This is a genomic window from Halocynthiibacter styelae, assembly GCF_016123485.1.
Taxonomy (GTDB): domain Bacteria; phylum Pseudomonadota; class Alphaproteobacteria; order Rhodobacterales; family Rhodobacteraceae; genus Halocynthiibacter; species Halocynthiibacter styelae.
This window is the reverse complement of sequence record NZ_JADCKQ010000005.1, coordinates 139,093-151,782: the sequence shown is the minus strand read 5'-3', so window position 1 is coordinate 151,782 and position 12,690 is coordinate 139,093. Positions and strand designations below refer to the sequence as shown.

Sequence of the window (12,690 nt, the reverse complement as noted above, 5' to 3'; positions counted from 1 at the left end):
GATCAGTCCTTTTGAAATACAGGTTGTCCGGCAACGAAACTCATCAACACTTTTCCCTGCATTCTTGCGCCGTCATAGGGGGTATTTTTGCTTTTTGACCGTAGCCTGAAACGATCCATTACGAAAGGTGCGTCAGGGTCAAAGAGGACAAGATCCGCCGGTGCACCAGCGGTCAGGCGTCCCGCGGCAAGGCCCAGACGTCTGGCCGGGGCAAGTGACATGGCCCGCCACAGCTGCGGCAGGGTCAGATCGCCGGAATGATACAGGCGCATGGCGGCAGGCAGCAGGGTTTCAAGACCCACCGCGCCCGAAGCCGCTTCTTCATAGGGCAGGCGTTTGCTTTCTTCATCCTGCGGTGTGTGGAAGGATGACAGCGTATCGATCAATCCACTGGCCACAGCTGCAATCATCGCTTTGCGGTCGTCTTCAGATCGCAGCGGCGGTTTAAGCTTAAAGAAAGTGCGGTAATCATCGACGTCAAATTCATTTAACGTCAGGTGGTGGATCGAGGTGCCGGCGGTGACATCCAGCCCGGCCTCTTTCGCACGTTTCAGGGCGGGCAGGGCAGCGGATGTGGACAGGCAATCCGCGTGATAGCGGGCTTTTGACATCTCGACCAGGGCCAGATCCCGTTCCAGCCCCATACGTTCGGCCATCGGAGAAACACCTGGCAATCCGCGCAGGGATGCAAATTTTCCGCTGGTCACAGCCGCACCTTTGCTGAGGTCTGGTTCCTGCGGATGGGCCATGACAAGCGCATTCAGGGACCGGGCATAGGTCAGCGCGCGGGAAAACACCTTGGGGTCGCGGATGACGTGATCGCAATCGGTGAAGCCAACCGCACCGGCGTCTTTCATAAAACCCATTTCAACCATTTCACGCCCGTCGCGCCCTTTGGTCAGCGCGGCCATCTGCAACACATTCACAGGTGCGACTTCACTTGCGCGGCGGTTGGCAAAGCTCAGCGCTTCGGGCGTATCCATCGCGGGCGTTGTGTCGGGGCGTGTCACCATGGTTGTGACACCACCGGCCGCAGCGGCAAGCCCCGCCGTGCGATAGCTTTCCTTGTGACGTTCACCCGGTTCGCCGATCTTCACGCCAATGTCGATAATCCCCGGCGCCAGACATTTGCCCTGACAATCAATCTGCTTGTCCGCCCCATGGGGATCAGCCTCGCTGCCGACAGCTGTGATTATGCCATCTTCAATCAGCAGAGATCCGGTTGTTTCGGTGCCGGCTTCGGGATCAATCAGGCGGGCATTTGTCAGCAGTGTTTTCATGTTTCTGTCCCGTTGGATGTCTGAAGTGCTGCCTTTACCCGTGCCTCTTCGATCTGACGCACGATATCCTTCGGATCTGCCTGAAAGCGGATCAGATGTTTCAGCCCGCTGCGGGTGATGATCTGTGCGGCGCTGCCCAGGGTTTTGACTTCGCGGATTTCGGTCAGATCTGCAATGCGTTCCTGTGGCCCCATCGCGCGCTGATTGGTCAGATCCCAGCGGGCTTTCAGATCGTCAGACGCCAGATAAAACCCGCGTACAGCCACTGCAAAGACGGCCCCGACAGCGCCGGTCCAGAAATGCGGGTTCCCCATCAGCCACAGCACGCCCATGCCAAAAATGATCCCAAGCACCGCCAGCCAGATGTGATCGCGGATATAGATGCGTTTGTCCGCGTAAAAGCTGGTGACCACATGTTCCCCGTCATTCAGGGCGGCGGTGGGTTCAAGACTGCGATATAAGGAGTTCATGTTGTGCTCTTCATCTGTCGGTGTATGCTGAGGATCCATGCGCGGGTCTGGCGAGGTTTCCAGACGTAATCAAGGCGATGTTTTGTGCCGTCTTTGCAGTACAGTGTCATGCTCCACCAAAACCGGACTGCAATGTAATCAATATCCTCCATATCAATCACATGTTCCACATAAGGTGTTCCGATCAGGATCCGGAAGGGCGTGACATACCAGCGGTTGCGCAGGTTCATGAGCCAGGAGAATTCGATTTCTCCACTGCCTTTCAGCCAGGCTGTAAACGCAAACAGAATGACGAAAACAGCCAGCCCGGCCAGTATCGCCTGTAAAAGGCCTTGCGGCAGATAAAGCCAGCAGCCGAACGTCATGGCACACACCAACATAATACCATGGGGAATGGCAAAGGCCTTCAGTGTCGGCCGCAGCGTCACCAGCAGCCTTTCATCCTCAGGCAGCTCAGGCGTATACGGCTTGTTCATCCTCTGACCCTGTTTTCAGATTGCGTGCCAACAGATCCATCGCGGCCATGCGCACAGCCACACCCATTTCGACCTGTTCCTGAATAACGGAACGATTGATGTCATCGGCGATCGTGCCGTCAATTTCAACGCCGCGGTTCATTGGGCCTGGGTGCATCACAATCGCGTCGTCCTTGGCGTAAGACAGTTTCTCAGCGTCCAGACCATAGCGGTGGTAATATTCGCGTTCCGACGGAATAAAGCCGCCATCCATACGTTCCCGCTGCAGGCGTAGCATCATCACGACATCCACGTCTTTCAGCCCTTCGCGCATGTCATCGTAAACCTCAACGCCAAGCTCTTTCACTTCAGAGGGCATCAGGGTGGGCGGGCCAACAAGGCGCACGCGGTTTTCCATTTTGCCCAGCAAAAGAATGTTGGAACGTGCTACGCGCGAATGGGCGATGTCGCCGCAGATCGCAACAGACAGACGATGCAGACGCCCCTTTTTGCGGCGGATGGTCAGGGCATCCAGCAGGGCCTGGGTCGGATGTTCGTGCTTGCCGTCACCGGCATTCAGAACCGCGCAATTCACTTTGGATGCGAGCAGGTTCACCGCACCGGAATGCGGATGACGCACCACCAGAATATCCGGATGCATCGCATTCAGCGTCAGCGCGGTATCAATCAGGGTTTCGCCCTTTTTGATGGAAGAGGCCTGCATCGCCATATTCATCACATCCGCGCCAAGGCGTTTGCCCGCGATCTCAAAACTCGCCTGCGTCCGGGTTGAATTTTCGAAGAACATATTGATCTGGGTGAGGCCCGCCAGCGCATCGGAATGTTTCACCTGACGCCGGTTCAGATCCACATATTGATCCGCCAGATCAAGAATGGTGGTGATTTCATCCGGGGCGAGATTTTCAATCCCCAGCAGATGTTTTGCGCGGATGGTCATGCGAACTCCATCATGATTTTCCTGCTTATAAGGGCGAGAGGGCACATGGGGCAAGAGGGCGCGCTCATCCATCCTGACGGATGTCTTCGCTCTGTGCTGAAATGGCCGGTTTCCTTCCCGGAAGGGGTCGCGTAATCTTGGGCTATGATGCTCGAATCTATGGATCACTGGCAATTGCGCGCGGCCCTTGAATGGCAGGCCGAACTGGGGGCGGATGAAGCCTGCCTGGAAGCACCGGTGAATCGATATGAAATGCCTGCAAAACCGGCGGCTGCCGCAAAACCAGCGCAAGCGCCGCAACAGGTTGTTCCTCTTCATGAAGAAGTTGGCCCTGATCCGGTTGCAGAAGCAAAATCCGCCGCCGCGCGTGCCCCGGATCTGGCAGCCCTGGAAGCCGCATTGGCTGCGTTTGAGCATTGCGAACTGAAGCTGGGCGCGCGCAATCTGGTATTCTCCGATGGCAATGCCGCCGCCCGCCTGATGGTGATTGGCGAAGCGCCGGGCCGGGATGAGGATCGGGCTGGCAAACCTTTTGTCGGTGCCGCCGGGCAGCTTCTGGATAAAATGCTGGGCGCGATTGATATGGCCCGCGACGCCACCGACGCACAGCAAGCTGTCTATATCACTAATATTCTGCCCTGGCGTCCGCCCCAGAACCGTGACCCCCTGCCGGAAGAAATCGACATGATGCGCCCGTTTATCCAGCGCCATATCGAATTGATCGCACCGGATGTGATCATTCTGATGGGCAATATCGCCTGTGACGCGCTGCTGGGAAAACGCGGCATTACCCGCCTGCGTGGCACCTGGGCGCAGGCCCATGATGTTCCCGTCATGCCGATGTTCCACCCGGCTTATTTGTTGCGCACACCTGCAGCCAAACGCGAAGCCTGGCATGACCTTCTGGAAATTCAGGCGAAACTCAGATCATAACAGAGGCCCAAATGTCCGACCGTGAATTCATCCCCACCCGTATCGCAATTCTGACGGTGTCTGACAGCCGCTCGCTTGCGGAAGATAAATCCGGTGACACCCTGGTGAAACGTCTGGAAGGGGCGGGGCACATTCTGGCCGCGCGCGATATTATCCCGGATGAACGGGCTGACATTTCCGCGCAACTGCGCACCTGGTGTGATGATCCTGAAATTGACGTGGTGATTTCCACCGGCGGCACAGGCCTGACCGGGCGCGATGTCACGGTTGAGGCGCATCGCGATATCTATGAAAAAGAGATCGAAGCTTTCGGCACGCTTTTCACCATGATTTCAATCAAAAAGATCGGCACATCCGCCGTGCAAAGCCGCGCCACTGGTGGTGTCTGCAATGGCACCTATCTGTTTGCACTGCCCGGCAGTCCTGGCGCGTGTAAGGATGGCTGGGATGAAATTCTGCAGCATCAGCTTGATTACCGCCACATGCCTTGTAACTTTGTCGAAATTTTTCCACGTCTCACCGAAAGTGAGCGACGGAAATAAAACTGGCCAACGTATAACAGTGTAATACAGTTGATCTATGACCCGTGCGGGCCGTTCGCGCGGGCTTTTGCCACGTCGGAAGGATCCCCATGCGGTTTCTCACACGTAGCCTGACCGGGCTTTTCATTCTTGCGCTGACCCTTGGTCTGCTTGCCATGTCCGTGCTGACCGTGCTGTCAGCACTTTCGTCACGCGGCGAAGGTCGCGAATATGGGGCCGGGTCACGTGAACGCGTGTTTTCCGTCAATGTCATTACGCCCGAGGCAGAGGATCTGCATCCTGAACTGACGCTTTTCGGTGAAATCCGCGCGCGCCGCAGCCTGGAACTGCGTGCGGCAACGGCGGGCCGGGTGATTGAACTGGCCGATAATTTTGTCGATGGCGGTGTTGTGCAGGCAGGCCAGCTTCTGGCGCGGGTCGATCCGGCAGAGGCACGATCAGCGCTGGACAGTGCGTTGAACAGTCAGGCCGAAGCACAGGCAAATCTGCGGGATGCGGAACGTTCCCTGGTGCTTGCGCAGGATGACCTGACCGCATCAGAGGCCCAGCGCGATCTGCGTGAGGCCGCGCTTTCACGTCAGAGGGATCTTCTGGCCCGGGGTGCGGGGACAGCAGCCAGCGTGGAAACAGCTGAACTTGCGGGGTCTCAGGCGGTTCAGGCTGTGGTGTCGCGTCGTCTGTCCCTGGCCCAGGCTGAGGCCCGGCTTGATCAGGCGAAAACCGGGTTGTCGCGCCAGGAGCTGGTGGTTGCGGACACCGAACGCCGTCTGAAAGATACTGAGGTATTCGCAGAATTCACCGGCACCCTGGGCGAGGTTTCCGTGGTTCAGGGCGGGCTTTTGTCAACGAATGAACGCCTGGCAACCCTGACCGATGCGTCAGAATTTGAGGTGTCCTTCCGCACGTCCACCGCGCAATACAGCCGACTTCTGGATGATAGCGGTGCGCTGAACAGCCTGCCTGTAACCGTCACCCTGGATGTGCTTGGCGTTGATCTGACCAGCACCGGACGTGTGACCCGCGAAAGCGGCACCGTGGGGGCCGGACAGACCGGGCGCTTGCTGTTTGCCCGGCTTGAAACCACCGCAGGATTCCGCCCCGGTGATTTTGTCACGGTGAAACTGCAGGAACCTCAGTTGCAGAATGTCGCCCTGCTGCCTGCCACCGCCTGGGATGCGGATGGCACGGTGCTGGCGGTGAATGACGAAAACCGTCTGCTGTCGCTGCCTGCGCAACTTTTGCGCCGTCAGGGCAATGATGTGATCGTTGCGGCAGACGGCCTGGCCGGGCAACGCATTGTTGCGGAACGTTCGCCCTTGCTGGGTGCGGGCATTCTTGTGCGTCCGATTGATCCGGATGCACCTGAAGTGCAGGCAGACGAACTGATTGAGCTGAGTGATGATCGCCGCGCGGCGCTGATTGCCTTTGTGCAGGCGAATGAACGTATGCCGGATGACGCACGGTCCCGTGTTCTCAACCAGCTTGCGGAACCCCGCGTGCCCGCCCGTGTGGTGGAACGCATTGAATCCCGCATGGGGGGCTGATCCATGTCACGCGCCCGGGGCATTCTGTCTTATTTCACCCGCCATCGCACTGCTGCCAACCTGCTTTTGGTGATGATGATCGCGCTGGGCATGGCTGCCCTGCCGAAGATGCGCACTCAGTTCTTCCCGGATGTGATCGTTGAGGGCATCACCGTGTCTGCTGTCTGGAAAGGCGCCGGGGCGGAAGACGTTGACAGCGCCATTGTGCAGCTGCTTGAACCCGCGCTTCTGGCGGTGGACGGTGTGACCTCGTCAGAGGCCTCGTCCCGCGAAGGCAGCGCCAGCATCTGGCTGGAATTTGAACCGGGCCACGATATGGGCCGGGCGTCCGACGATGTGCAGCTTGCGGTGGATGCGGTGACAAACCTGCCCGAAGACGCCGAAGATGTGAATGTGCGGCGGGGCAACTGGCGCGATCGCGTGACCGATGTGGTGATTGCCGGTCCTGTGGATGTGGCGCAGCTGGGGCGCTTTGCCGATGAACTGGTGACACGGTTGTTTGCCGCCGGTGTCACGCGTACGACAATCCGGGGTGTGGCGGCTGGCGAAATCCTTGTTGAAACCCCGATGCAGGCCCTGATCCGCCATGATGTGACCATGGAACAGATCGCCCAGGCCATCGCGGGTGAGGTCGATTCAGATCCCGCAGGTGACGTCACAGGCACCAACACCCGTGTGCGCACCGGCACCGCGACCCGTTCGGTTGACCAGGTAGAGGCGATTGTTCTGCGGGTGAACGGTGATGGATCCCGTCTGACCATTGGCGATGTCGCCCGGATTTCCCGCGAAGGCGTGGACCGGGAGCGCGCCTATTTCGTCGGGGAACACCCGGCAATTTCCATGCGGGTGGATCGTTCCGCCCAGGGCGATGCCATTGCGGTGCAACGCGATGTGGAACGGGTGGTTGCCGAGCTGCGCGAAGTCCTGCCCGAAGCGGTTTCCGTTGATCTGATCCGCACCCGCGCCGAAGCAATTTCCGGCCGTCTGAACATTCTTCTTGATAACGGCCTGGTGGGGCTGGGGCTTGTGCTGCTGCTGCTTTTCCTCTTCCTGAATGCCCGTATCGCCTTCTGGGTTGCTGCCGGCATTCCCGTGGCTATGCTTGCGACGATTGCCTTGATGTATCTGTCGGGGCTGACGATCAATATGGTGTCGCTGTTCGCGCTGATCATCACGCTTGGCATCGTGGTGGATGACGCGATTGTTGTCGGGGAACACGCCGATTTCCGCGCCCGTCGCCTGGGCGAGGCCCCGCATATCGCCGCGGAAAACGCCGCGATCCGCATGTCGCCTCCGGTGTTTTCTGCCACAATCACCACGATCATTGCATTCTTTGGCCTGACAGTGGTGGGTGGGCGCTTTGGCGATCTGATCTCAGACATTCCCTTCACCGTGGTTGCCGTTCTGACCGCATCGCTTGTGGAATGTTTCCTGATCCTGCCCAACCATATGGCCCACGCCTTGACCCACAGTGCGAAGGAACATTGGTACGACTGGCCCAACCGTCAGGTGAACAAAGGCTTTCGCTGGCTGCGCGAAACCGGGTTTCGCCCTCTGATGCACTGGGTCGTGCGCGCGCGTTACGCGGTGTTGGCGGGCGCAGTGTTCCTGCTGGCGACCCAGGCGGCGGTGTTTATTCGTGGCGATGTGCAATGGCGGTTTTTCAACGGGCCGGAACGGTCGTCAATCTATGGTAACTTCGCCATGGCCCCCGGTGCCACTCGTGCAGACAGCCTTGAAATGATGCGCGAATTACAGCGTGCGGCGGATGCGATGGGCAAACGCTATGAGGAAGAATACGGCACCTGGCCCATGAGTTACGTGCTGGCCGAAGTCGGCGGAAACACCGGGCGCGGCCTGTCCGGCACGGATGGGAAAACGCCGGATCAGCTGGGCAGCATCGCGATTGAACTGATTGACGCAGATCTGCGCCCCTGGTCGGCGTTTAAATTTGTCGCCGACATTCAGGAAGAAGTACGCAATCACCCCCGCGCCGAAACCGTCAGTTTCCGGGGGTCACGATCTGGCCCGGGGGATGACAGCCTGTATGTGGAATTCTTCGGTGCCGATGCCGATACGCTGAAAGCGGCGTCTGAGGCTTTGAGAGCCAGATTGCAGCAATATCCTGAGGTGTCGGCGCTGGAAGACAACCTGGCCTATGACAAGGAAGAACTGATCCTGGAACTCACCCCCCAGGGCCAGGCGCTGGGTTTCACCATTGACGGGCTGGGGCGTGTGCTGCGCAATCGTCTTGGCGGGATCGAAGCTGCGACATTCCCGGATGGTCCGCGTTCTGCGGCGATCCGGGTGGAACTGCCAGCGGCTGAGCTGACCGCTGATTTTCTGGACCGGACCTACCTGCGCACGCCCGAAGGCGAATATGTCCCGCTTGCAGATATTGTCACCGTCGAAAGCCGCAAGGGGTTTTCCACCGTGCGGCGCGAAAATGGCATTCGCCTGATCGCGGTCAGCGGCGATATCTCTGAGGATGATCCGGCGCGTGCGGCAGAGATTAACGAGACTCTGCGCAGTGAAATCCTGCCCGGTATTGAAAGCGATCATCAGGTGGCCTTCCGCATTGCGGGGCTTGCGGAACAGGAACAGGAATTCCTGTCGGACGCTTTCCTTGGCTTCACCCTGTGTATGATCGGGATCTATCTGACGCTGGCCTGGATTTTCTCCAGCTGGATGCGCCCGGTGGTGGTTCTGGCAATTGTGCCTTTCGGTCTGATCGGCACGATTTTCGGACATGCCAGCTGGGAAATTCCGCTGTCGATGTTCTCTGTTGTGGGTCTGATTGGCATGACGGGGATCATCATCAATGATTCCATCGTGCTTGTGACCACGGTTGAGGAATACTCGGAAACCCGTGACCGTATTTCTGCGATTATCGAGGCCACCTGTGACCGTCTGCGCGCCGTCATGCTGACCACGCTGACCACAGTTCTGGGCCTTGCGCCGCTGTTGTTTGAACGGTCTGTTCAGGCCGAATTCCTGAAACCCACGGTGATCACCCTGGTCTATGGCCTGGGATTTGGCATGATTCTGGTGCTGCTTGTGGTGCCAGCGCTTCTGGCGATGCAGCTTGATCTGAAACGTCAGGTCACCGCCTTGAGGCGCGGATTGCGCAAGCCGGGGACGAAACTGTATCCGGTGCTTCTGGGCTGCGGGGCAGCAATGGCTGCAGTTTTCCTTGCGACCTTCGGCAGCGTGCTGCTGACGGGTGGTCTGCCGGGGTTCGTCCCTATGTTGACGGGGTCCGCGCACAGTTCAGCGTTTGTGATTTTCCTGCTGGCATCTGCAACAATTCTGATCGTTACCCGCCTGATTGCAGGGCTGAAACGTCAGCCGTGACAGCCCTGAATATCCACTGCGCGCTCATTCCCGATCACAGTAATCCGCACCTGTGACCGATCCAGCGCAAAAGGCGTGGCGGACGGCGGGACCATATCCACCTGCGCCAGCAGGCTGTTGCCATCGCGGGACAGTTGCGCAGAGCTGACCCAGATCTGTTGATCCGGCAGTTCAAACACCACCACATCATCATTGCCCACCCGGTGGCCGGGCAGGTCAGCGGTCAAGGTGATACCATCGGAAATTGGCGCGGCATCACATCTGACCCGCCCCATCCCGGCGGATTGCCCGCTTTGCGGACGGCGGGCAAGGGCCGCACGAATATCGCTTTGTTCCGCACCCGGCCCGTTGTTGTCTTCAAGGTGTCCGGTGAAATCCAGCGTCAGCGGAATGCAGACAACTTCGCAAACCCCAAGCTGCATCTGGACATCCACATGCACCGGCTGTGCGGGATCAATCGGTGTGATCTCTACGGGCAGCACCAGCGCATCTTTATAGCCGATGGTGCGCACACCGGCATTCTCGTGAATGCCCGGGCGGGGCCAGTGGAACTGCACAGAGGCCACATTGCGCGACCGCGACCAGTCAAACTGTGGCGGAATGCCGGTTTCCCCCGGCGCGCGCCAATAGGTCTTCCAGCCTTCATGCAGATCAATGCGAAAGGCGGCCATCCGCCTGCCATCGCGTTCCCGCCAGCCATTCAGAACCTGCGCATCGCGCACACTTTCAAACCCCTGGGCAAGCACAGGGGCACCCGGCAGGGCCAGAGACATCAGGGCGGTGAGGGCAAATGCAGCAGTCTTTTTCATGCGCCCACCATAACCACCCGCCCCCGAAAGAAAACTCACATTGCAGCGAGCACACGCCAGCCCGCATCTTTCCGCCGCTTACCCCTTGCACCTGCCGCGCGCCAAAGTCATATCATGGGGTATGACACAGGCTGAAAATAACCAGACAGAGCAGACTTCCGCAGATCTTGGCGGCAAGCTTCTGATTGCTATGCCCTCTATGGGGGATCCGCGGTTTGAGAAATCCGTGATCTTCATGTGTGCGCATTCCGATGATGGCTCGATGGGGCTGATCATCAACAAACCAACGGCTGACGTGACCTTCCCGAATCTGCTGGAACAGCTGGAAATCCCACATATCCGCCGCACCCATGAACCCAACGTGCATTTCGGTGGCCCGGTTGAAATGGGCCGTGGTTTTGTGCTGCATTCGCCGGAATATATGCCGGACGACGGTGTTCTGAAGGTGGATGATGACTTCGCCATGTCTGCGACCAAAGATGTGGTGCGGGATATGGCTGATGGGACGGGGCCTGCGAAAGCAATCCTGGCGCTGGGTTATTCCGGCTGGGGTGGCGGGCAGCTTGAAGGTGAAATCCTGCAAAACGGCTGGCTGACCTGTGATGCGACACCAGAACTGGTGTTTGAAACCGCGCCGGAAGATCTCTGGACCGCAGCGCTGCAAAGCCTGGGCGTTGATCCGATTATGCTGTCCGGCAGCGCGGGCCACGCCTGATGCGTGACTGGCCTGATCTTCTTGTTCTGCGCCACGGCCAGACCGACTGGAACCTTGCGGGCCGCTTTCAGGGGCGCCGCAATTCTGATCTGACGGAACTTGGTCAGGCCCATGCCGCGCAGCAAAATCAGATTTTGCAGCCGCTTCTGGCAGATTATCCCCATCGTTTCGCAAGCCCTCAGGGTCGGGCTGTGCATACGGCGCAGATTGCCCTGGACGATTTGGCTTTTGCGCAGGATGAACGCCTGCAAGAGGTCGCATTCGGCGACTGGGAAGGGCTGACACGCACAGAAATCCGCACACAGATCACAGGGGATTATGACGACTACCACTGGCTGTTCCAAAGCCCGAATGGTGAGACATTTTCTGATATGTGCGCCCGGGTGATCTCATTCCTTGATCACCTCTCTGGCCCCTCGGTCATCGTCACCCATGGTGTCACATCCGTTGTGATCCGGGGCCTCTGGCTGGGGTTGTCTATGGAGGACCTGGCAGTCCTGCCAAAAGAACAGGGCTGCGTGATCCAGTTGAAAGATGGGGAAGAGAACGCCCTGCGGGTTTAATCCCGGGTTTAGTCTCTGGGCGCTGCCGCCCGACGCAGACGATCATTAATCGCACGTCCCAGCCCGTGATCGGGCACAGGTGACACCGCAATCGCCCGGCGTGTGGCATCCAGTTTCCGCAGCATGGCAAACAGGTTTGCCGCCGCTTCCTGCAGATCACCGCTGTCCGAGAGGTTTTCTGTTGCGCCTTCCACCCGGCCAAAGCCCAGCAGTACCTCATGGGGCAGGGCGTGGTCTGCGTTCAGTCGCACCATCGCCTGGGGTGCGTAATGGGATGTCAGTTGTCCCGGCGCAATCGGTTGATCACCTTCCCCCATGGAGAAATCCGGGCGTTTCAGTTTGCGCGCGAGGCAGCGTTCAATATTCTCCGCAGGCAACCCGCCCGGGCGCAACAAAACCACATCGTCGCCGTCAAAGCCAACAATCGTGCTTTCCACACCCACAGGGCAGGCCCCGTCATCAATCACCGCATCAATTCGCCCAGACAGTCCGTCAATAACGTGATCGGCACTGGTCGGGCTGATCCGTCCCGAAGGGTTTGCAGAGGGCGCAGCAACCGGCCCGCCAAAAGCCGCAATCAGACGCCGCGCGGTGGTGTGGTCCGGCATGCGCATACCAACGGTCGGCAATCCGGATGTTGTCAAACCGGCCAGGGCGCTGTCTTGGCGCAAGGGCACAACAATTGTCAGCGGTCCTGGCCAGAAGGCGGTGGCAAGGCGCAGGGCTTCTTCCGGGAAATCTGCATAGGCGCGCGCCATTTGCAGATCGGCCACATGGGCGATCAGCGGGTTAAACGAAGGCCGGTCTTTCGCTGCAAATATCCCGGCCACGGCAGCATCAGAACAGGCATCACCACCCAGACCATAAACAGTCTCTGTCGGGAAAGACACAAGCCCGCCTGCGCGCAGGATTTCAGCCCCGCGTGCAATCCCGGTATCATCAGGTTGCAGGCGTTCTGTCGTCAGATCTGTGCGGGCTTGGGTCATCAGACTTACCGTAGGGTTACTGCATCGGTGACGTTGCGTTTCAGTTGCAGGCCCATAGCAGAGGGCAGACCATGGCACAAC

General features: G+C 58.9%; 12 protein-coding genes. 6 read left to right on the top strand and 6 right to left on the bottom strand.

The features are described from left to right. Positions 1-2: 2 nt before the first annotated feature. Genes pyrC through H1D41_RS08610 form a run of 4 tightly spaced genes read right to left on the bottom strand, consistent with a single transcriptional unit; the run spans position 3 to position 3,163 of the window. Positions 3-1,280 (bottom strand): dihydroorotase, encoded by a 1,278-nt coding sequence (pyrC, locus tag H1D41_RS08625; RefSeq protein WP_228848518.1) that lies wholly within the window; start codon positions 1,278-1,280, stop codon positions 3-5. After that, positions 1,277-1,750, bottom strand: coding sequence for a hypothetical protein (locus tag H1D41_RS08620; RefSeq protein ID WP_228848517.1), 474 nt, complete (start codon positions 1,748-1,750; stop codon positions 1,277-1,279). Before H1D41_RS08620 ends, pyrC begins: the two co-directional genes overlap by 4 nt. Further along, positions 1,747-2,226: a hypothetical protein gene (locus H1D41_RS08615; RefSeq protein WP_107496731.1), complete on the bottom strand. Its 480-nt coding sequence runs from the start codon at positions 2,224-2,226 to the stop codon at positions 1,747-1,749. The genes H1D41_RS08620 and H1D41_RS08615 overlap by 4 nt, the downstream gene beginning before the upstream one ends. After that, a complete protein-coding gene (locus H1D41_RS08610; RefSeq protein WP_228848516.1) occupies positions 2,204-3,163 on the bottom strand; it encodes an aspartate carbamoyltransferase catalytic subunit in 960 nt (319 codons plus the stop codon). Before H1D41_RS08610 ends, H1D41_RS08615 begins: the two co-directional genes overlap by 23 nt. A gap of 147 nt (positions 3,164-3,310) precedes the next feature. Between H1D41_RS08610 and H1D41_RS08605 the strand changes: the two genes are divergently transcribed. The 4 genes from H1D41_RS08605 to H1D41_RS08590 all read left to right on the top strand — a co-directional run bounded on the left by H1D41_RS08605 (position 3,311) and on the right by H1D41_RS08590 (position 9,536). Further along, on the top strand, positions 3,311-4,096 hold the full coding sequence (locus H1D41_RS08605) for a uracil-DNA glycosylase (RefSeq protein WP_228848634.1): 786 nt from the start codon (positions 3,311-3,313) through the stop codon (positions 4,094-4,096). Positions 4,097-4,107: 11 nt separating this feature from the next. After that, positions 4,108-4,638 carry a molybdenum cofactor biosynthesis protein B gene (gene moaB / locus H1D41_RS08600; protein ID WP_228848515.1) on the top strand — a complete coding sequence of 177 codons (531 nt, stop codon included), beginning with the start codon at positions 4,108-4,110 and terminating at the stop codon, positions 4,636-4,638. Positions 4,639-4,727: 89 nt separating this feature from the next. Then, complete coding sequence (locus tag H1D41_RS08595) at positions 4,728-6,182, top strand: efflux RND transporter periplasmic adaptor subunit (protein WP_228848514.1); 1,455 nt, start codon at positions 4,728-4,730, stop codon at positions 6,180-6,182. Positions 6,183-6,185: 3 nt separating this feature from the next. Then, positions 6,186-9,536: an efflux RND transporter permease subunit gene (locus H1D41_RS08590; RefSeq protein ID WP_228848513.1), complete on the top strand. Its 3,351-nt coding sequence runs from the start codon at positions 6,186-6,188 to the stop codon at positions 9,534-9,536. On the opposite strand, the gene H1D41_RS08585 is transcribed toward H1D41_RS08590, so the two are convergent. Continuing rightward, positions 9,527-10,345 carry a protein-disulfide reductase DsbD domain-containing protein gene (locus H1D41_RS08585; RefSeq protein ID WP_228848512.1) on the bottom strand — a complete coding sequence of 273 codons (819 nt, stop codon included), beginning with the start codon at positions 10,343-10,345 and terminating at the stop codon, positions 9,527-9,529. The genes H1D41_RS08590 and H1D41_RS08585 overlap by 10 nt on opposite strands. 121 nt (positions 10,346-10,466) lie before the next feature. On the opposite strand from H1D41_RS08585, the gene H1D41_RS08580 reads away from it, so the two are divergent. Together H1D41_RS08580 and H1D41_RS08575 are read left to right on the top strand one after the other, a co-directional pair. Continuing rightward, positions 10,467-11,060 (top strand): YqgE/AlgH family protein, encoded by a 594-nt coding sequence (locus tag H1D41_RS08580; protein WP_228848511.1) that lies wholly within the window; start codon positions 10,467-10,469, stop codon positions 11,058-11,060. Next, positions 11,060-11,623, top strand: coding sequence for a histidine phosphatase family protein (locus tag H1D41_RS08575; RefSeq protein ID WP_228848510.1), 564 nt, complete (start codon positions 11,060-11,062; stop codon positions 11,621-11,623). Before H1D41_RS08580 ends, H1D41_RS08575 begins: the two co-directional genes overlap by 1 nt. Positions 11,624-11,631: 8 nt before the next feature. Here H1D41_RS08575 and H1D41_RS08570 read toward each other — a convergent pair whose 3' ends face one another. Further along, complete coding sequence (locus H1D41_RS08570) at positions 11,632-12,609, bottom strand: L-threonylcarbamoyladenylate synthase (protein ID WP_228848509.1); 978 nt, start codon at positions 12,607-12,609, stop codon at positions 11,632-11,634. Between the last annotated feature and the right edge of the window lie 81 nt (positions 12,610-12,690).